The sequence below is a fragment of the Loktanella sp. S4079 genome (genome assembly GCF_000967725.1).
GTDB lineage: Bacteria > Pseudomonadota > Alphaproteobacteria > Rhodobacterales > Rhodobacteraceae > Yoonia.
In genome coordinates this window covers 919,620-938,217 of record NZ_JXYE01000002.1, presented here as the reverse complement: position 1 = coordinate 938,217, position 18,598 = coordinate 919,620, and the positions used below count along the sequence as shown (strand labels likewise).

The following is an 18,598-nucleotide window of genomic DNA, read 5'->3' as shown; positions in this document are numbered from 1 at the left end:
GCGCATGGCGACAATTGTTCTATCTGCTGCGGGTATGGCCATTGGTGGTTCTATCGGCGGAACGGTTATGGGGCTGTCTATGGCGGCAATCGGGCGCGCGGCGGGTGCAGCGATTGGGCGCCATATTGACCAAAAGCTCTTTGGATCTGGGAGTGATGCCATTGAAACTGGCCGCGTTGATCGGTTTCGCCTGACCAGTGCAGGCGAAGGCGGTGATCTGCAACAGGTCTACGGACGTATGCGGGTGCCGGGACAGGTTATCTGGGCCTCGGATTTCGAAGAGAGCAGTAAGACTTCTGGCGGCGGTAAGGGCGCGCCATCTGGCCCCGAGGTCACGTCGTATTCCTATAGCGTGAGTTTGGCTGTTGCTCTTTGCGAGGGGCAAATCAGCCGCATTGGACGTATATGGGCCGATGGGGTTGAGATCAGTCAAAGTGATCTGAATATGCGCTTATACACTGGCACATTAGATCAACAGCCGGACCCCAAGATCGCTGCCATTGAAGGGTTAGAGAACACACCTGCATATCGCGGGACTGCCTATGTGGTGTTTGAAGACCTTGGGTTGGCGAAGTTCGGTAATCGCGTTCCACAGCTCACCTTTGAGGTGATGCGACCCGGTGCGGATGAGTTGGGTGATTTGGTGACCGGCGTGGCCCTGATCCCTGGGACTGGAGAATACGGTCTGGCGACCTCTCAGGTGCATATGTCACCGTCATACGGAGAGCATGTCGCGGTGAATACGAATTCCCCTATGGGCGGAAGCGATTTCACCGTGTCAATGAATGCGCTGCAGGAAGAGGTGCCAGCCTGCGGCTCTGTGGTCATGGTGGTGTCTTGGTTCGGAGACGACCTGCGCTGTGGGTCGTGTTCAATTAAGCCGAAGGTCGAGCAAAAAGAAACTGACGCAGAAGCCATGCCGTGGGAAGTATCGGGCATCAGCCGGAGCGCATCCGAACGCGTTCCACAATTGCATGGTGCCCCTGTCTATGGCGGTACACCGACCGATGCATCTGTAATCGAAGCATTGCGGGACATGAAATCGCGCGGCCTGTCTGCCGTGTTCTATCCGTTTATCCTGATGGAGCAGTTGGACGGAAACCTATTGCCCGATCCGTGGTCCGGTGAGGTGGGGCAAGCAGCGCTGCCTTGGCGGGGTAGGATTACGACAGCACTTGCACCCTACATGGACGGTACTACCGACGGTACTGCGATGGCAGAGGCCGAGGTCGCTGCATTTATGGGGCAGGCTGAGGTCTCTGATTTTACTCTAACTGGGGGTACCGTGAACTATAGCGGAAACGACTGGGGCTATCGCCGCTTTATCTTGCATTACGCGCATCTATGTGCGGCGGCTGGCGGTGTCTCAGCGTTCTGTATCGGCTCTGAGATGCGCGCTTTGACGCAAATCCGGGGGGCGAATAACAGCTTTCCGGCAGTTGAGGCATTTCGTGCACTGGCTGCGGATGTACGTCAGATTCTTGGGCCTGATTGTAAAATCAGCTACGCGGCTGATTGGTCTGAATACCACGGCTATCAACCCGCAGGGACCGGCGATAAATTCTTTCACCTTGATGCGCTGTGGGCAGATCCCAATATCGACTTTATCGGGGTTGATAACTACATGCCGCTCGCCGATTGGCGGGATGGGGACAGTCATGCAGATATAGATGCAGGCGCGATCTATAATCTCGATTACCTCAAATCAAACGTCGCGGGTGGTGAGGGCTTTGACTGGTATTACACGACACCAGAGGCACGTGCAGCCCAACGGCGTACTCCGATCACGGACGCAGCCGGAGAGCCATGGGTATGGCGCTACAAGGATTTTGCCGGCTGGTGGTCGCATCCACACCATAACCGTGTCGATGGCGTGCGATCAGACACGCCAACAGCATGGGTTCCGGAAAGCAAACCAATTTGGTTTACCGAATTCGGTTGTGCCGCGATCGTCAAGGGGGCGAACCAGCCCAATAAGTTTATTGATCCAAAATCGTCTGAATCCCAATTGCCATATTACTCGAACGGCAACCGTGATGACTTTATGCAGATGCAATATATCCGGGCAGTCTATGGGCATTTTAGCGATGCGGCGCATAACCCGGTTTCGTCCGTGTATGGTGCGCCGATGGTCGACACCAATCGGATGCATGTCTGGGCATGGGATGCACGGCCATATCCATTTTTTCCGGGGAACCGGAGCCTGTGGTCAGACGGGGATAACTATGCGCGAGGTCATTGGTTGAATGGTCGGGTGACGAACCGCGCGCTTGCCAGTGTTGTCGCCGAGATTTGCGAACGATCCGGTGTCTCACGCTTTGATGTGTCGCGGCTACATGGGGTGGTGCGTGGCTTTGCCGTGGATCAGATCACGTCAGGCAGATCCGCCTTACAACCACTGATGACCACCTATGGTTTTGATGCAATGGAACGTGACGGTGTCCTTGTGTTCGAGAACCGCGCTGGGCGGGCTGATCATGTGCTCACGGATGACGATTTGGCCCTTGATACAGAAAAGGACCAAGTTGTGTCCTTGACGCGTTCGCCTGCCGCCGAGGTGGCGGCAAGGATTCAGGTGGTCCACTTGGATAGCGACGGCGACTACGAGGCCATAGCAGCAGAGGCAGTTCATCCTGATAAGCAGACCTACGCCGTGAACAAGACCGAGGTGCCGCTTGCGCTCACGCGTTCTGAAGGGCGCAATACGGTGACGCGGTGGCTGCAAGAAACGCGTATCGCGCGTGATCAGGCACGCTTTGCGCTGCCGCCGTCATTAATGGATGTGGGTGCGGGCGACGTTGTCTCCCTCGATACAGATCAGCATAAGGGTCTATACCGGGTCGACCGCGTGGAAGAAGCGGGACTGCGTCTGATTGAGGCCACGCGCATTGATGCAGAAGCCTATCGCGGGCAGACTTTTGACGGCGATGGACCGGTGTTGCATCCATATGTGGGCCCCGTTCCGGTCGAGGCATTGTTCCTTGATCTACCGCTCTTGCGAGGTGACGAGGTTCCAACCGCACCCTATGTCGCGGTCGCTGGCCGCCCATGGCCTGGGAACATCGCGCTTTATTCTGCGCCAGAGGATAGCGGTTACTCGCTGCAAACGGTGATCGAGGGGGCCTCAATCATAGGGATAACCCAGTCACCGCTGCCACGCGGGCCAGTCGGTATTTGGGATCGGCAAGAAGGTCTTGAACTGACACTGATTGCTGGTGAACTCAGCTCTGTCACAGTTTCGGCGTTGCTGTCAGGGGCCAACACGCTGGCGATTGGCGATGGAACGCCCGACAAATGGGAGATCATTCAATTCGCAAAGGCGATCCCTGTGGGTGAACGGCGCTATCGCTTGTCGGGATTGCTACGTGGCCAAGCGGGCAGCCGTGGGATCATGCCTGATGAATGGCCGACCGGCTCCAAGGTGGTGATTTTGGACGGGACGCCCGCGCAGATTGATCTGCCCGCGTCATCGCGTGGGGTGCCGCGACATCTGCGATATGGTCCCGCAGAGCGTCCAATGACAGACCCAAGCTATCGCTACGCTGTTCAAAGTTTCCACGGAAACGGTCTTCGACCTTATCCGGTGGCGCATCTACGTGTCGACACTGCGCTGGGCGACATCGGCCTGTCATGGATACGGTGCAGCCGGATTGATGGCGATCAGTGGGGCGACGCGGAAATCCCACTTGGTGAAGAAAACGAAAGCTATCAAATCCGTGTTGTCCAAGACGGCATCGTGCGGAGGCAAGAAACCACAGATACGCCGCATTGGTCCTATCCAGAGGTTGCACGCGCTGCAGAGGTCGGTGAAACCCCCTATCGGATCGAGGTGGCGCAACTTTCCGCACGTTTTGGCGCTGGGCCCTATGTGGGTGTGAATATGCAGTTCTAACGATGTTGCAAGTTCAATTGGCCGATATTGAGGCCGCCGCGCGGGTGCTGTACGCAGTGCCGGCACCCGCGCGCAAAGCCAAAGCCCAAGAGCTGTGCCGTAATGCACGGCTTGCCCACGCTCATCGTGCGCGCACTGGGTTTGCCCATCCGCGATTTGGAAATGGCACACTGATGTCAGCGGCCACCAAGCAAAAATCCGCACCGCGTGCAGCCTTTTGTGATCGGGCATTCGTTGAGTGCCTGGTTACAATTGCAATGGTTCTGATGAATGATCGCGATCTGTGATGTAGAAAATCACAGCTTTGTTCTTGGCGACAGCACCCTATATGATCTACACAAAGGGTCTGAAACGCAAAGGATACCCCTATGGCACATCTCAACCCAACACTGCGCGAACTTGATCCCGTTTGGCAGCGCATCTGTTCTGAGGCTGAAGACGCGATCAATTCTGAACCGCTGATTGGTGGGATGATCCATGCCTGTATTCTGCACCACAACAGCTTTGAGGGCGCATTGGCCTATCGCTTGGCGATGAAGCTTGCTTCGCCGGAAATGTCAGAGCAAATCATTCGCGAGATCGCAGATAGCGCCTATGTACAAGATACGCAGCTCACTGCTGCGGCCCGCGCTGATATTGTGGCGATTTTTGATCGGGACCCTGCATGCCATCGGTTTTTGCAACCCTTGATGTTCTTTAAGGGTTTCCAAGCTGTGCAAGCCTATCGTCTGGGGCATTGGCTATGGACGCAGGGACGCAAGGATCTAGCCTATTTCGTACAGATGCGGGTGAGCGAGCTATTTGGCGTCGATATCCATCCGGCGGCACGGATCGGGCAGGGGATCATGATTGATCACGCGCATTCGATCGTCGTCGGTGAAACTGCGGTCGTTGGTGATAACGTTTCAATGCTGCATTCTGTGACGCTTGGCGGGACCGGCAAAGAAGACGACGACCGGCACCCCAAAATTGGCAATGGCGTCCTGATCGGTGCAGGTGCCAAAGTGCTTGGCAATATCACCGTTGGGCAATGCAGCCGTGTGGCAGCAGGTTCTGTCGTGCTCGACGATGTCCCACCGATGAAGACCGTCGCAGGTGTTCCCGCCCGCATTGTCGGGGAAGCAGGGTGTTCGCAACCATCAATGTCGATGAACCAGTTCATCGAAACCAACTGATTTTCACGAGAATACGACGAAAAGCGGGGCAATTTTGCCCCGCTCTTTGCATTAGCTGATACGTGTCGGCGTGATTTCTAGCGAACCGCGTGTTGCATCCGAATAAGGGCAAACGTGGTGCGCCCCAGCAATGAGATCGTCGGCCTCATCATCGGCAACTCCGGGTAATTTAACGCCAATTTCAACGGCAATGCCAAAGCCATTATCATCGCGTGGGCCGATCCCCACCTTGGCGGTCACCTCGGCGCTATCAGGCACTGCGATTTTCTTACCGCGGGCATAGGCCTTGAGCGCACCGAGAAAACAGGCTGCATACCCCGCAGCAAAGAGCTGCTCAGGGTTCACACCGTCGCCTCCTGCGCCGCCTAATTCAGTGGGTGTTGTCAGCTTTAGATCAAGTGCACCATCGTGCGTTCTTGAGCGCCCATCGCGGCCGCCGGTTGCTGTTGCAGATGTAGAATACAGAACTTTGGAAGCAGGCATAACGACTCCTTTGATTGATTGTTTGATATTATTTATCGCGCGATATAAATATGTCAATGCGCGCAAGATAATCGCGTGATAAGCAGTAGGTATCCACAGGAGAACCACATGAAAACAACGACTTTGACACTTGATGACATGATTTGCTTTGATGTCTACAGCACCAATCTAGAGATTGGGCGGCTCTATAAACCGCTGCTGACAAGTCTTGGGGTCACTTATCCGCAGTACCTAGTGATGATGTCGCTATGGGAAGGCGACGAACGTTCCGTCGGCGAGATCGGGCAAATATTGGGGTTGGAAAGTTCCACTTTGACTCCGCTGATTAAGCGCTTGTCGTTCGCTGGGTTGGTGAAGCGTACGCGGGCAGTCGATGACGAACGGCGGGTTCTGGTGTCATTGACAGACAAAGGGCGCGAGATGGGTGCCAGCCGCAACAAAATGAGCGACTGTTTGCTGGCTGCTTCGGGTCTTTCATTGCAGGAATTTATTCAGCTGCGTGATCTTTTGCGTAAGCTGCGCAGTCAAATTAGCTGCCCGGAATAATTCGCCATCACGCATTGTGAATATTGCGGGGCTTGCATTCTTTCACGAATCGTAACTACAATAGTTACATGAAGAAAGACAGCCGCCTATCCTCCGTCCTCCACGCGCTCTTGCATATGGCAGAGCAGGGGAAACCGATAACCTCCGAGGTGCTTGCAAAATGCATGTGCACCAATCCTGTGGTTGTGCGCCGAACAATGGGATTGTTGCGCAACGCAGGATTAGTGACATCCGAAAGGGGACACGCGGGTGGATGGCGCATCAATGCAGAACTGAGCAAAGTGACACTTTTTGATTTGCACGACGCGTTGGGTGAACCGGCGTTTTTTGCCATCGGAAACCGGAATGAAAACCCAAATTGTCTGGTGGAACAATCTGTAAATGCCGCGCTTGATGATACCTTAGCTCAGGCAGAGGCGCTTTTGATCGCGCGTTTCAAATCCGTCACATTGGCTCAATTGGCTGCGGAGTTTGCGCGACGGCACGCGAAGTACCGACAACAAAAGGACTAAAAATATGACCCATGACGTGATTGTCATCGGGGGCAGCTACGCCGGAATGGCAGCAGCCCTGCAGCTCTTGCGCGCCCATCGAAAGGTCGTGATCATCGATACAGGTGAGCGCAGAAATCGCTTTGCGCCCCATGCACAAGGGTTTCTCAGCCAAGATGGCGTTGACCCCGCCCAAATTGCCGCGACAGCTAAGGCGCAGCTCGAACATTATCCGACGCTTACTTGGGTGAACGCAAAGGCAGTGGATGCATCTGGCACAATCGACAGCTTTACCGTGACAACGGATGCCGGAACTCAGTACAGCGCACGCCGCATTATCTTGGCCACGGGGGTATCCGATAAATTGCCCGAGATCGAAGGCTTAAAGGAACGCTGGGGACGACATGTATTTCACTGTCCGTATTGTCACGGCTATGAGCTTAACAAAGGAAAGATCGGCGTGATTGCAACGGGTGAGATGTCGATCCACCAAGCAAGGCTGATCCCCGAGTGGGGCGATGTGACGTTCTTCTTGAACGATGCGCTGGTCTTGGACAAGGAAACGCTGACACAGCTTAACGCGCGTGGGGTGCAGATCGAAACGACGCCGATCGCACGGTTGAGTGGCAACGCGGATGTTGTTTTGACGGACGGTCGGAGCCTGTCGTTTGCCGGGCTGTTCACGGCTTCGACGAATGCGCCAGCGTCACCGATTGTGGACAAACTGGGCTGCCAGATCGTTGAAACTGGATTTGGCACCATGATCCAAACGGATGAGGGTAAGGCCACGAACATCCCTGGCGTCTATGCCTGTGGAGACGTGGCACGCGTGCCGCATTCGGTCTCACTCGCGGTGGGTGATGGGGCATGGGCCGGGGCGCAGGTGCACGCTTCGCTTGTGTTTGGCTAAACAAAAAAGGCGGCCCCGCAGTTATGCCGGGCCGCCCAATTCAATCGAAACTGTCTGGCTTAGGCCAGCATCAGCATCGGATTCTCAAGGTTATCCTTGATCGCGTTCAGCAGGTTTGCACCCAACGCACCGTCAATGACCCGGTGATCAACGGACAGTGTCGTAGACATGACCGTTGCAACCGCCAGTTCACCATCTTCGCCAACGACAGGTTTCTTAACCCCTGCGCCCACAGCCAAAATGGCGGCATGAGGTGGGTTGATAATGGCGTCAAAGTTATCGATGCCAAACATGCCAAGGTTAGAGATCGCGAATGACCCGCCCTGATATTCGTGCGGCGCGAGCTTGCGGTCACGGGCACGGGTGGCGAGATCTTTCATCTCAACCGACAAAGCTGAAAGCGATTTGCTATCCGCGTCTTGCAGAACTGGCGTGAACAGCCCGCCTTCGATTGCAACCGCGACAGCGACATCCGATTTTTCGAACTGCAAAGTCCGATCACCTGCCCAAACAGCATTGGCTTCGGGAACTTGCTGCAAGGCAAGCGCGCATGCTTTGATGATAAAGTCGTTGACCGACAATTTCACGCCGCGTGGCTCAAGCTGTTTGTTCAATTGGCTGCGGAATTTCAACAGCGCGTCGAGCTGAATATCCCGGCGCAGATAGAAATGCGGCACCGATTGCTTGGCCTCTGTTAGGCGACCCGCAATGGTCTTGCGCATGCCGTCCAGCTTCACTTCCTCGTGCGGACGATCTGCATAGGTCTTGAGCACAGCATCTGTCGATGGGCCGGTCGCAAGTGCCGCTGCCGGTGCTTCAGCTTTTGCTGCTGGGGCCGCTTTGGGGGCTGCTGTTGCGTTTTCAACATCCGCCTTGACGATGCGACCATGTGGGCCAGAGCCAGCGATTTGGCTCAGGTCCAAGCCCTTATCTGCCGCAATACGGCGCGCCAGAGGCGTCGCAAAGATACGCTCGCCATCTTTCTTGGGGGCTGCAGGGGCAGGGGTTGCAGACGCAGCAGGTGCCGCTTCGGCGGGGGTATCTGCTGGTGCCGCAGCGGGGGCCGCCTTTGCTGGCATTTCTGCTGGAACCTCTTCGCCTTCTTCGACCAGAATTGCGATGACGTCGTTTACCTTCACGCCTTCTGTACCTTCGGCAATCAGGATCTTGCCGATGACGCCTTCGTCAACTGCTTCGAATTCCATCGTTGCTTTGTCGGTCTCGATCTCGGCCATGATGTCACCCGAGGCAACGGTGTCGCCCTCTTTGACATGCCATTTTGCTAATGTGCCTTCCTCCATCGTAGGGGACAGGGCGGGCATTAGGATTTCAGTTGCCATTGCTTTGTCTCCTTAGCGATAAGTCACTTGCTTGACTGCGGCGACCACTTCTTCGGTCGTGACAAGCGCGTGTTTTTCGAGGTTAGCGGCGTAAGGCATCGGAACGTCTTTGCCGGTGCAGTTGATGACAGGCGCATCAAGGTAGTCGAACGCCTCTTGCATGATTACCGTGCTGATGTAGCCACCTACGGAACCTTGTGGCCAGCCTTCTTCGACGGTGACACAGCGGTTGGTCTTGCGTACAGAATTCAGGATGGTTGCCGTATCCATAGGGCGCAAAGTCCGCAGGTTGATCACTTCCGCGTTGATGCCTTCTTCTGCCAGCTTTTCAGCGGCTTCCAATGCATAGGTCATCCCGATGCCAAACGACACGATGGTCACATCGTCGCCTGCGCGTTCGATCTTGGCCTTACCAAACGGAATAGTGAAATCATCCATGACTGGCACGTCGAAAGACTTACCATACAGGATTTCATTCTCGAGGAAGATCACAGGGTTCGGGTCACGAATTGCGCTCTTCATCAGGCCTTTTGCATCCGCCGCAGAATAGGGCATCACGACCTTAAGGCCAGGAATTTGCATGTACCACGCTGCGTAGTCTTGTGAGTGCTGCGCGCCAACACGCGCTGCCGCACCGTTCGGGCCGCGGAAAACCATAGGTGCACCCATCTGACCGCCGGACATATAAAGCGTCTTAGCCGCAGAGTTGATCAGGTGGTCGATCGCTTGCATCGCAAAGTTAAAGGTCATGAATTCGACGATTGGTTTCAATCCACCGAATGCCGCACCAGTTGCGATACCTGCAAAGCCATGTTCGGTGATCGGTGTGTCAATCACGCGCTTTGCGCCAAATTCGTCCAGCAGACCTTGGGAAATCTTATAGGCACCTTGGTACTCGGCGACTTCCTCCCCCATGAGGAATACATCCTCATCGCGGCGCATTTCTTCGGCCATTGCGTCGCGCAGAGCTTCGCGAACGGTTGTCGATTTGACCGCAACATCAGCGTCCCAATCAGGGGTGGCATCGGCCACTGGTGCTGCAGGGGCTGCAACGGCTGGCGCGGCAGCGGGTGCTGTTTCGGTCGGTGCTTGCGCAGCAGGGGCAGCAGTTGCGCCAGCTTCTGGAACGTCTTCGCCTTCTTCAACAAGGATCGCGATGGCGTCGTTCACCTTTACGCCTTCGGTGCCTTCAGCGACCAGAATTTTACCGACGATACCTTCATCGACGGCTTCAAATTCCATTGTAGCCTTGTCGGTTTCGATTTCTGCGATGATGTCACCGGATGAAACGGTGTCACCTTCTTTAACCAGCCATTTGGCGAGCGTGCCTTCTTCCATTGTGGGGGAAAGGGCGGGCATCAAAATTTCGGTTGCCATGGTTTACGCCTCCACTTCTGCGTAAATATCTGTCCAAAGCTCTTCTAACGCGGGCTCTGGGCTTTCTTTTGAGAAATCAGCAGCCTCGTTAACGATGGCTTTGATTTCTTTGTCGATGGCTTTCAGGTCATCCTCGGACGCGTGCTTGCCGGTCAATAGCATGTCGCGGACCTGTTCAATTGGGTCACGCTCATCACGCATTTTCTGGACTTCTTCACGGGTACGGTATTTTGCAGGGTCAGACATAGAGTGACCGCGATAGCGATATGTTTTAACCTCTAGGATATATGGGCCTTTGCCAGCACGGCAGTGCGCAACAGCGCGTTCGCCTGCTTCTTTGACAGCCAGGACGTTCATCCCATCGACTTCTTCGCCCTCGATACCATAGGCGGCACCACGTTCCCAAAGCGAAGGCGATTTTGTCGAGCGCTGAACAGAGGTACCCATCGCATATTGGTTGTTTTCAATGACGAAAACGACGGGCAGATCCCACAGTTCAGCCATGTTGTAGGTCTCGTAGACTTGACCTTGGTTGGCTGCGCCATCGCCGAAATAGGCAAAGGTCACACGATCATTACCCTTGTATTTATCCGCAAAGGCAAGACCTGCACCCAGAGGCACCTGTGCGCCCACGATGCCGTGACCGCCGTAGAAATGCTTCTCTTTCGAGAACATGTGCATCGAGCCGCCTTTCCCTTTGGAAAAACCACCTTCGCGGCCGGTCAGCTCTGCCATGATCCCTTTTGGGTCCATGCCGCAGGCCAGCATATGTCCGTGGTCGCGGTATGATGTGATGCGTTTGTCGCCTTCTTCTGCTGCGGCCTCAAGGCCAACAACAACGGCTTCTTGGCCGATGTAAAGGTGACAGAACCCGCCGATCAGGCCCATGCCATAAAGCTGGCCTGCCTTCTCTTCAAATCGCCGGATCAGCAGCATTTCACGGTAATGCCCCAGCAGCTCCTCAGCCGAGACGTTGGGTTTTGCGGCGGCCTTTTTGGGCGGCATGTGCAATCCTCCAGCACTATTTTCAATATAGTTTAACGTTAAACAATCTTATACAGGAAGATTGCAAGGATTGCGAGAGCTAAAGTGAATGCACCCTTTGGGGTGCGCTAGGGCTATATTTTTATGGTTCGATTGCGGGTGGTGTCCGCAGTGTTCACCATAATCTTGGCATCAGCCAACCATTTGATTTATTTGCACAGCGCTGCGGTCGCTTTGATTTCGATCTTCAGCTCAGGTCGGCTCAGTCCGGAAATGCCAATGATCGACCAAGCGGGGAAGGGGCTTTTGATAAAACGCTGCTTTACTGCCATGAATTCTTCGAGCGTGTTTTCGATATCGACATGATAGCTGGTCACATCGACAAGGTCGCTCAGATCTAGGCCTGCCAGACGCAACAGTTCTTGAATGCGCAGGATTGCCAATTCCGTTTGCGCACCGACATCTGTTGGTGCCGTGCCATCAGGACGCGCGCCCACTTGGCCAGATATGAAAAGAAAGTCACCAGACTTTACCGCTGGCGAAAACCCGTATTTCTCAAAGGCCGCGCGATAGCCATCAAACATCGCGTTACCTTCTGGAATGGTTAGAGCTTCTGTCGTCATAAGATGATCCCGAAATTATATTTGCCGCATTTGCGCAGGCAAATGGCCAGCATGCAATCTGGCATAAAATTTAAATATGACTGAGTGGGTGGTTGGTACTACCGAATAACGACCTCATCCGCCCGGATCAGGCCCAGCACATCACGGGCTTGCTGGTCGAGCAGATCAAGGTCGAGGTAATTGTCCGACAGGCGGGAGGTGAGGTTCTCCATGCGCCCCACCTCCGCCTGAAGGATTGCTAGTTCCTGCTGTAATGCGTCGCCTTCCGCGTGGATCTCAATACGTTTGAATAGGCCGTAATCCCCCTGCACAGCAGCAAAGGTGAAATACAGCCCAAGCATCAAAGCGCCTAGGAAATACAAAAGGGTGCCCATTTGGGGGCGACTACGTCGGAACATCTGCTTGCCTCTAGCGCCACCTCTTTGCGGGTGACTAACGTTAGAATCGCACAGATGATTCGCAATGTGAATCCCCTATTTTCAACAAATAGGGGATAATTACATGTTTTTGGCGGATTTATGCCTTGCCGCGATAGATCTCGACCAATTTCGCAAGCATCTCAAGCGCGTCAGCGCGATCACGCTGGAAAGAGTTCCGGCCAATGATCGAACCGTTGCCGCCGCCGTCACGAATTGCGCGGGCATCATCATAGACCGCATCAGCACCTTTGGCTGCACCGCCCGAGAACACCATCAAGCGACGCCCACCCAACGCACTATCGACGCAGTGCTTCACACGTGCTGCCTGTGTTGCGATGTCGATGCCTTCAGCTTCATAGACCTTTTTCGCTTCGGGCAGCGATAGGTGATCTGTGGACAGCTTGATCTTGATGATATGCGCGCCCAAGAGACCTGCGATTTGTGCGGCATAGGCTGCGATATCAATGGCTGTTTCACCGTCCTTATCAAGGGATTCACCGCGCGGATAAGACCAGATTACTGTGGCGATCCCCTTGGCGGCCGCCTCTTTGCGCATTTCAGCGATATCACTGAACATGTTCAGTGCAGCGGACGAACCCGGGTAGATTGTGAAACCAATAGCGGAACATCCCAAGCGCAGCGCATCATCAACAGAGGCGGTAATTGCCTGCGTTTTAGGTGCTGCTGATGGGATCAGGGAGTTCGCCGAATTCACCTTGAGAATTGTTGGAATTTGCCCGGCAAAGGTATCAGCGCCGGCTTCGATCATGCCTAGTGGGGCAGCATAGGCATTCAGCCCCGCGTCAATCGCGAGTTGATAGTGATAATGCGGGTCATAGGCTGTAGGGTTCGGCGCAAAGGAACGGGCAGGGCCATGTTCAAACCCCTGATCAACTGGAAGGATAATCATCTTTCCGGTGCCTCCCAGCTTACCTGCCATCATAATACGGGCAAGGTTTGCTTTTACGCCGGGGTTTTCACCTTCGTAATTGGCGAGAATTCGTTGGACAGCTTTTGTGGTTTTCATAACGTGGCATTCCTTTAATGCAATTCGCTATAAGCGCCTTTAACAGGCAGAAAACCCAATACAATAACGGTTGCGCTAACACTTTGAATGTTTGCGTTAACACTTTGGAAGCGGGCGATAATTAGCCGAATTTCAGACTGGAAAGCCAATCCAGGACAACGCGCACCCGTGCGGAAAGATGCCTGTCCCGCGGGTAAATGGCAGCCAGGGGCGAAGGCGTTGGTTGGCATTCGTTAAGTAGCTCTATCATGGTTCCGTTACGCAGATCGTCTTGCAGGCGATACCGTGGCAGTTGTGCGATCCCAAGCCCTGCGCGGGCGGCCTCGATCAATGTTTCGGTTCCTGACACGGTAAGTGTGCAAGGCAGTTGACGTGTCACCACCTTTCCATTCCAGACAAAATCAAGAGGGAGGACATTCTGCGTACGGGTTGAATAGAAGCCAATCATCTGGTGTCCGTTCAGGTCATTGGGATCGGTGGGCATCCCGTGCCGCGACACATATTCGCGCGAGGCGACAGTGACCTCAGACAGTTCGCCCAACGAACGACGAATAAGCCCGCTATCTTCTAGAGGGCCGGCGCGCAGCGCGATATCGACGCCTTCGCGGATCAGATCAACTAGCCGTTCGCCCTCGGTTAAGATTAATTCGATCTTGGGGTACTGCTGAAGAAACGCAGGTAAGGCGGGCAACAGGACCTGCCGAGCAAGCGAACCGACCGCATCAAGACGCACGCGCCCCTCGGGGGAACTATTGGTAAAGGTGCTCTCAGCGTCCTCAACTTCGTGAATGATCTCTTTGCAGCGGGCATACCAAACTAGCCCATCGGGGGTAGGTGAAACAACGCGGGTCGTCCGATCAAGCAGTCGCGTGCGTAGCCGTTCTTCGCCCCGTTTGACCGCATCTGTCACCGTTGATGGCGCCAGCCCCAACGCCGCGGCCGCACCTCGAAAGCTGCGTACATCAACGACATGGACAAAGATTTGCATTTCCTGAAAACGGTCCATGCTGATCCTATTGTTCGATGTAGACGAATTGTTAAACCAATAATGCCCATATTATTCGAATAATTGAAATGCGCTACCTGTCAATCATTCTCAAGAAACAGAAGGTGAGTCATGAAAAGCGCAACTCAAAAAACGGCCATCGTTACCGGCGCTTCGCGCGGTATCGGTGCTGCCATCGCAAAACAACTGGCCCATGACGGGTTTGCCGTGATCGTAAACTTTGCGCGTGATGTGGCGGCTGCAGACGCTGTTGTCGCACAGATTAAACAAGCAGGTGGTCAAGCTTGGGCGATACAGGCCGATATGAGCGACCCAGAGCAGGTGAAATCGTTGTTTTCAGAAACGGTTGCTGAATGTGGCAATGTTGATGTGGTCGTGAATAACGCTGGGATTATGCATTTGTCCCCGTTGCAAGATACGACTGATGCAGCGTTTGACGCGATGATCGCAATCAATCTCAAGGGCGTGTTCAACATGATGCGCGAGGCAGGTCATCATTTGGGCGAGGGCGGTCAAATCGTTAATCTTTCGACGACGGCGCTCGCGGTCAATTTCCCCGGCTACGCGGCATATTGTGCGTCAAAAGCAGGCGTCGAAGCGATGACACCGATCTTTGCCAAGGAATTGGCTGGTCGCAAAATTAGGGTAAACGCGATTGCACCGGGGCCAGTGGCGACAGAGCTGTATCTGAACGGCAAAACCCAAGAACAACTCGATCGGGTGGCCGCAATGGTGCCAATGGGGCGCATTGGCGAACCCGAAGATATCGCTTTAGCCGTTTCGACATTAGTCGGTGGTCAAATGGGGTGGATCAATGGGCAGGTCATTCGCGTCAACGGCGGAATGGCTTAGCCGACCTCAGCGCCCGCCGCATGCGACGGCGGGCGCATTTGGGTTATCCCAATGCTGCAACACCAGGCAGCGTTTTGCCTTCCATCCATTCAAGGAATGCACCACCGGCCGTAGAGATATAGGTGAAATCGTCGCCATGACCTGAGGCGTTGATCGCTGCAACGGTATCGCCGCCGCCACCCACTGATACCAATTTGCCAGCTTTGGTTTGTTCCGCGACTGCGTCAAGCAGAGCAAAGGTGCCTGCGTGGAACGGCTCTAGTTCAAACACGCCCAAAGGCCCGTTCATGATCAATGTTTTGGCGTTCTCAACGACACCTTTGATATATGCGACTGTTTCAGGGCCAGCATCAAAGATCATCGCGTCTTCGGGGCAGGCATCGACGCTAATGGTTTCGTTCGCAGCATTTGCCTTGAACTCACGCGCAACGACAATGTCTTTCGGCAGGATGATTTCGCATCCGGCGTCTTTGGCTTTGCCAAGGATTTCGCGCGCGGTGTCTGCAAGGTCATGTTCGCAGAGCGATTTGCCGACGTTAACCCCGTGGGCCGCAAGAAATGTATTCGCCATGCCGCCACCGATCACCAGATGATCAACTTTGCCCACGAGGTTGCCTAGCAAGTCAAGCTTAGTTGACACTTTGGCGCCACCCACGACGGCAACGACCGGGCGTTCAGGGGTGCCGAGCGCCTTTTCCAGCGCGCCTAATTCTTCGGCCATCAAGCGGCCCGCACATGCCGGCAATAGTTTTGCGATGGCCTCGGTGCTGGAATGTGCGCGGTGTGCGGCAGAAAATGCGTCATTCACGTAAATGTCAGCAAGGCTGGCCAGACGCTGTGCAAAGGCCACGTCATTTTTCTCTTCACCGGGGTGAAAACGCACATTCTCGAGCAGGAGAACGTCGTCATCGGCCATTTCAGAGACGGCCTCTGCATAGTCGCCGTTCACAAATGTGACCGGCAAACCCAAAATGTCTGAAACCGTTGGCGCGATGATTTCCAACGACATCTCTGGGACAACTTGTCCTTTGGGACGGCCAAAATGGGCCATCAGGATAACTTTGCCGCCTTTGGATTGGATGTCATCGACTGTGGCGGCGATGCGCTCGATCCGGCTCGTGTCCGTGACAACGCCATTTTCGACCGGCACATTGATATCAACGCGGACCAATGCCCGTTTGCCAGCAAAATCCATATCGTCCAGAGTTTTCCAAGTCATAGGCTGTTCCTTTAGCGCTGTGTTCATCGCTTTGTTGGGCGAAACGCGCCTTAAGGTCAACTAGACGTGCTTGGCATTTTGCGCGTGGGCACATATGTCATTGCCCAATACAGAGAAGAGGAGCCCAAAATGGCCGATATTAAAGATCCTGAAAATACAATCATCATGACGCTCAAGGGCGGTGACGTTGTTATCGAATTGCTGCCTGACGTGGCTCCTGCGCATACTGCGCGCATGAAAGAACTCGCGCGTGCTGGTGCATATGACAATGTTGCGTTTCACCGCGTAATCGACGGCTTTATGGCGCAGACAGGCGACGTGGCCAACGGTAACATGGAAAACAATTTCAACATCGGGCGCGCTGGCACAGGCGGTTCTGATCTGCCCGATCTTCCAGCCGAATTTTCCAAAGTGCCACATGCACGCGGATCTCTGGGCGCTGCACGTTCGCAAAACCCGAACTCTGCGAACAGCCAGTTCTTTATCAACTTCAAGGACAACGATTTCTTGAACGGTCAGTACACCGTCTACGGTCAGGTGATTTCCGGCATGGAACATGTTGACGACATCACGCGTGGCGAGCCACCTATGAACCCTGATCGCATGATCAGCGTGAAAGTCGCAGCTGATGTATAAGGTCGCCGCGCTGCTGGCCACATTGGCCACGCCTGCGCTGAGCGCGGGCCTCGAGATTGACGTCGAAGGAGAGGCGAACGGCACAATCGTGATCGACCTCTTTGAAGACATCGCACCGTTGCACGCAGAGCAGATCACAGCCATTGCCGCTGCGGGCAGCTACAATGGCGTTGTCTTTCACCGTGTGATTGACGGCTTTATGGCGCAGACAGGTGATGTGCAAAACGGTGTTTTGGGCGGTGATTTGTCAATGGCGGGTACAGGTGGTTCCGAATACGCTGACATTCCTGCCGAATTCTCGGACCGTCCATTTGAGCGTGGCATCGTTGGTATGGCGCGCGCACAGAATCCGAACTCTGCGAACAGCCAGTTCTTTATCATGTTTGAACCAGGTTATTTCCTCAACGGTCAATACACCGTCGTTGGCGAAGTCACCGAAGGCATGGATGTCGTTGACGCGATCAAGCGTGGCACGGGCCAGAACGGTTCTGTCGTGGGACGTCCTGACGTGATGACCGAAGTCCGCGTCACCGAGTAATTATATCTAGCCCCCTCACATCTGCGAGAGGGGGCTATTCTATCTCGTTTTCTTGGTTCACCCTCCACACGGGGAGGAGCCAGATGCGTATCATCCGAATATTTATCATATTGTTGTTCACCGCACGCTCTGTGGCGGCAAGTCCAGAGTTCTGGGCGCATGAATGGCCGGAAACCGACTTTGCCAACACAAGCGTTGAAAGCTGGATCGTGATCCTATCAGGCGGCCCATCCAAAGATGGCATCCCAGCGATTGATGACCCGGATTTTATTCCTGCGAACAGTGTAACCCAGATTGAAGGCAAAGAACCTGTTCTTACTGTTGAAATGGATGGCTTTGCCCCGCGCGCTTATCCCATTCGCTATCTCATCTGGCATGAGATTGTGAATGATCATATTGGCGGGCTGCCAATTGCGGTGACCTACTGTCCTTTATGCAACTCTGGCATTGTGTTTGATCGGCGCACAGACGTGGGCACACTTCGCTTTGGGGTGACTGGCAAGCTGCGCCATTCGGACATGATCATGTATGATCACGAAACTCAAAGCTGGTGGCAGCAGGCGATTGGCGAGGCCATTGTTGGCGAATTGACTGGCACGACACTGCGCAGTCTGCCTGCATGGATGGAAAGCTGGGAAAGCTTTCTTTCGCGTAACCCCGATGGCCGCGTGATGGCGCAGCCTGCCTTTGATCGTGCCTATGGACGAAACCCTTACGTCAGCTATGACAGTTCGTATCGTCCGTTTCTGTATTCAGGTGAATTTCCGCCACATGACATCCCTCCGCTCGAAAGGGTTGTGCGCGTCGGTGAACGGGCTTGGCCGCTTAGCCGGCTCGCCGATGAGCAAAGCGTGACAGAGCAAGGTATTACAATCACATGGGTGTCTGGTCAGGCTTCGGCGCTGGATCAGGCCAGCATCGGAGCAGGGCGCGATATCGGGAATATTCGGGTCAAAGATAGCGCAGGGCGTGACATAGCCCATGACGTGATGTTTGCATTCGCATTTCATGCGTTTTGGCCTGATGGGCACTGGATGCTTTCGGCGAATTAAGCTCTTGACCTTGGTCGGTTTGGGCATT

General features: G+C 54.6%; 19 protein-coding genes. 10 read left to right on the top strand and 9 right to left on the bottom strand.

Going from position 1 to position 18,598, the window contains the following annotated elements; genetic code table 11:
- Positions 1 to 4: 4 nt before the first annotated feature.
- The 3 genes from TW80_RS05795 to cysE all read left to right on the top strand — a co-directional run bounded on the left by TW80_RS05795 (position 5) and on the right by cysE (position 5,067).
- Positions 5 to 3,892, top strand: coding sequence for a baseplate multidomain protein megatron (locus TW80_RS05795; protein ID WP_045996334.1), 3,888 nt, complete (start codon positions 5 to 7; stop codon positions 3,890 to 3,892).
- A 2-nt stretch (positions 3,893 to 3,894) separates the two neighbouring features.
- Positions 3,895 to 4,179, top strand: coding sequence for a DUF7742 family protein (locus TW80_RS05790; RefSeq protein ID WP_052700896.1), 285 nt, complete (start codon positions 3,895 to 3,897; stop codon positions 4,177 to 4,179).
- An 81-nt stretch (positions 4,180 to 4,260) separates the two neighbouring features.
- Entirely contained in the window at positions 4,261 to 5,067 is an 807-nt protein-coding gene (cysE, locus tag TW80_RS05785; protein ID WP_045996333.1) for a serine O-acetyltransferase, read from the top strand.
- 51 nt (positions 5,068 to 5,118) lie between these two features.
- Here cysE and TW80_RS05780 read toward each other — a convergent pair whose 3' ends face one another.
- Positions 5,119 to 5,550, bottom strand: a complete 432-nt coding sequence (locus TW80_RS05780) for an organic hydroperoxide resistance protein (protein WP_045997046.1) — start codon at positions 5,548 to 5,550, stop codon at positions 5,119 to 5,121.
- Between the two features lie 108 nt (positions 5,551 to 5,658).
- Between TW80_RS05780 and TW80_RS05775 the strand changes: the two genes are divergently transcribed.
- The 3 genes from TW80_RS05775 (at position 5,659) to TW80_RS05765 (ending at position 7,497) form a co-directional block, all read left to right on the top strand.
- Complete coding sequence (locus TW80_RS05775; protein WP_045996332.1) at positions 5,659 to 6,096, top strand: MarR family winged helix-turn-helix transcriptional regulator; 438 nt, start codon at positions 5,659 to 5,661, stop codon at positions 6,094 to 6,096.
- A gap of 68 nt (positions 6,097 to 6,164) precedes the next feature.
- Positions 6,165 to 6,608: an RrF2 family transcriptional regulator gene (locus TW80_RS05770; RefSeq protein WP_045996331.1), complete on the top strand. Its 444-nt coding sequence runs from the start codon at positions 6,165 to 6,167 to the stop codon at positions 6,606 to 6,608.
- A gap of 4 nt (positions 6,609 to 6,612) precedes the next feature.
- Positions 6,613 to 7,497: an NAD(P)/FAD-dependent oxidoreductase gene (locus tag TW80_RS05765; protein WP_045996330.1), complete on the top strand. Its 885-nt coding sequence runs from the start codon at positions 6,613 to 6,615 to the stop codon at positions 7,495 to 7,497.
- 59 nt (positions 7,498 to 7,556) lie between these two features.
- Here TW80_RS05765 and TW80_RS05760 read toward each other — a convergent pair whose 3' ends face one another.
- The 7 genes from TW80_RS05760 to TW80_RS05730 all read right to left on the bottom strand — a co-directional run bounded on the left by TW80_RS05760 (position 7,557) and on the right by TW80_RS05730 (position 14,273).
- On the bottom strand, positions 7,557 to 8,837 hold the full coding sequence (locus tag TW80_RS05760; RefSeq protein WP_045996329.1) for a pyruvate dehydrogenase complex dihydrolipoamide acetyltransferase: 1,281 nt from the start codon (positions 8,835 to 8,837) through the stop codon (positions 7,557 to 7,559).
- A gap of 12 nt (positions 8,838 to 8,849) precedes the next feature.
- Positions 8,850 to 10,214, bottom strand: coding sequence for a pyruvate dehydrogenase complex E1 component subunit beta (locus tag TW80_RS05755; protein ID WP_045996328.1), 1,365 nt, complete (start codon positions 10,212 to 10,214; stop codon positions 8,850 to 8,852).
- A 3-nt stretch (positions 10,215 to 10,217) separates the two neighbouring features.
- A complete protein-coding gene (pdhA, locus tag TW80_RS05750) occupies positions 10,218 to 11,219 on the bottom strand; it encodes a pyruvate dehydrogenase (acetyl-transferring) E1 component subunit alpha (protein WP_045996327.1) in 1,002 nt (333 codons plus the stop codon).
- Positions 11,220 to 11,407: 188 nt separating this feature from the next.
- Positions 11,408 to 11,821, bottom strand: a complete 414-nt coding sequence (locus TW80_RS05745) for a RidA family protein (RefSeq protein ID WP_045996326.1) — start codon at positions 11,819 to 11,821, stop codon at positions 11,408 to 11,410.
- 98 nt (positions 11,822 to 11,919) lie between these two features.
- The gene (locus TW80_RS05740; RefSeq protein WP_084625718.1) at positions 11,920 to 12,219 is read right to left on the bottom strand and encodes an FtsB family cell division protein; all 300 of its coding nucleotides are present in this window, start codon (positions 12,217 to 12,219) and stop codon (positions 11,920 to 11,922) included.
- A gap of 118 nt (positions 12,220 to 12,337) precedes the next feature.
- Positions 12,338 to 13,267 (bottom strand): class I fructose-bisphosphate aldolase, encoded by a 930-nt coding sequence (locus tag TW80_RS05735; protein ID WP_045996324.1) that lies wholly within the window; start codon positions 13,265 to 13,267, stop codon positions 12,338 to 12,340.
- A 121-nt stretch (positions 13,268 to 13,388) separates the two neighbouring features.
- Positions 13,389 to 14,273 carry a LysR family transcriptional regulator gene (locus tag TW80_RS05730; protein WP_045996323.1) on the bottom strand — a complete coding sequence of 295 codons (885 nt, stop codon included), beginning with the start codon at positions 14,271 to 14,273 and terminating at the stop codon, positions 13,389 to 13,391.
- A gap of 111 nt (positions 14,274 to 14,384) precedes the next feature.
- Between TW80_RS05730 and TW80_RS05725 the strand changes: the two genes are divergently transcribed.
- The gene (locus tag TW80_RS05725; protein WP_045996322.1) at positions 14,385 to 15,125 is read left to right on the top strand and encodes a glucose 1-dehydrogenase; all 741 of its coding nucleotides are present in this window, start codon (positions 14,385 to 14,387) and stop codon (positions 15,123 to 15,125) included.
- A gap of 43 nt (positions 15,126 to 15,168) precedes the next feature.
- Here TW80_RS05725 and TW80_RS05720 read toward each other — a convergent pair whose 3' ends face one another.
- Positions 15,169 to 16,344 carry a phosphoglycerate kinase gene (locus tag TW80_RS05720; protein WP_045997045.1) on the bottom strand — a complete coding sequence of 392 codons (1,176 nt, stop codon included), beginning with the start codon at positions 16,342 to 16,344 and terminating at the stop codon, positions 15,169 to 15,171.
- Positions 16,345 to 16,473: 129 nt separating this feature from the next.
- Here TW80_RS05720 and TW80_RS05715 point away from each other — a divergent pair, with 129 nt between their 5' ends.
- The 3 genes from TW80_RS05715 (at position 16,474) to TW80_RS05705 (ending at position 18,570) form a co-directional block, all read left to right on the top strand.
- On the top strand, positions 16,474 to 16,980 hold the full coding sequence (locus tag TW80_RS05715) for a peptidylprolyl isomerase (RefSeq protein WP_045997044.1): 507 nt from the start codon (positions 16,474 to 16,476) through the stop codon (positions 16,978 to 16,980).
- Positions 16,973 to 17,518 carry a peptidylprolyl isomerase gene (locus tag TW80_RS05710; RefSeq protein WP_045996321.1) on the top strand — a complete coding sequence of 182 codons (546 nt, stop codon included), beginning with the start codon at positions 16,973 to 16,975 and terminating at the stop codon, positions 17,516 to 17,518. The genes TW80_RS05715 and TW80_RS05710 overlap by 8 nt, the downstream gene beginning before the upstream one ends.
- 83 nt (positions 17,519 to 17,601) lie before the next feature.
- Positions 17,602 to 18,570 carry a DUF3179 domain-containing protein gene (locus TW80_RS05705; RefSeq protein ID WP_045996320.1) on the top strand — a complete coding sequence of 323 codons (969 nt, stop codon included), beginning with the start codon at positions 17,602 to 17,604 and terminating at the stop codon, positions 18,568 to 18,570.
- The last annotated feature ends 28 nt before the right edge of the window (positions 18,571 to 18,598 follow it).

Coding starts and splice junctions, on each gene's coding strand:
- TW80_RS05795 (WP_045996334.1), top strand. CDS start 5: ATGGCGACAATTGTTCTATCTGCTGCGGGTATGGCCATTGGTGGTTCT.
- TW80_RS05790 (WP_052700896.1), top strand. CDS start 3,895: ATGTTGCAAGTTCAATTGGCCGATATTGAGGCCGCCGCGCGGGTGCTG.
- cysE (WP_045996333.1), top strand. CDS start 4,261: ATGGCACATCTCAACCCAACACTGCGCGAACTTGATCCCGTTTGGCAG.
- TW80_RS05780 (WP_045997046.1), bottom strand. CDS start 5,550: ATGCCTGCTTCCAAAGTTCTGTATTCTACATCTGCAACAGCAACCGGC.
- TW80_RS05775 (WP_045996332.1), top strand. CDS start 5,659: ATGAAAACAACGACTTTGACACTTGATGACATGATTTGCTTTGATGTC.
- TW80_RS05770 (WP_045996331.1), top strand. CDS start 6,165: ATGAAGAAAGACAGCCGCCTATCCTCCGTCCTCCACGCGCTCTTGCAT.
- TW80_RS05765 (WP_045996330.1), top strand. CDS start 6,613: ATGACCCATGACGTGATTGTCATCGGGGGCAGCTACGCCGGAATGGCA.
- TW80_RS05760 (WP_045996329.1), bottom strand. CDS start 8,837: ATGGCAACTGAAATCCTAATGCCCGCCCTGTCCCCTACGATGGAGGAA.
- TW80_RS05755 (WP_045996328.1), bottom strand. CDS start 10,214: ATGGCAACCGAAATTTTGATGCCCGCCCTTTCCCCCACAATGGAAGAA.
- pdhA (WP_045996327.1), bottom strand. CDS start 11,219: ATGCCGCCCAAAAAGGCCGCCGCAAAACCCAACGTCTCGGCTGAGGAG.
- TW80_RS05745 (WP_045996326.1), bottom strand. CDS start 11,821: ATGACGACAGAAGCTCTAACCATTCCAGAAGGTAACGCGATGTTTGAT.
- TW80_RS05740 (WP_084625718.1), bottom strand. CDS start 12,219: ATGTTCCGACGTAGTCGCCCCCAAATGGGCACCCTTTTGTATTTCCTA.
- TW80_RS05735 (WP_045996324.1), bottom strand. CDS start 13,267: ATGAAAACCACAAAAGCTGTCCAACGAATTCTCGCCAATTACGAAGGT.
- TW80_RS05730 (WP_045996323.1), bottom strand. CDS start 14,273: ATGGACCGTTTTCAGGAAATGCAAATCTTTGTCCATGTCGTTGATGTA.
- TW80_RS05725 (WP_045996322.1), top strand. CDS start 14,385: ATGAAAAGCGCAACTCAAAAAACGGCCATCGTTACCGGCGCTTCGCGC.
- TW80_RS05720 (WP_045997045.1), bottom strand. CDS start 16,344: ATGACTTGGAAAACTCTGGACGATATGGATTTTGCTGGCAAACGGGCA.
- TW80_RS05715 (WP_045997044.1), top strand. CDS start 16,474: ATGGCCGATATTAAAGATCCTGAAAATACAATCATCATGACGCTCAAG.
- TW80_RS05710 (WP_045996321.1), top strand. CDS start 16,973: ATGTATAAGGTCGCCGCGCTGCTGGCCACATTGGCCACGCCTGCGCTG.
- TW80_RS05705 (WP_045996320.1), top strand. CDS start 17,602: ATGCGTATCATCCGAATATTTATCATATTGTTGTTCACCGCACGCTCT.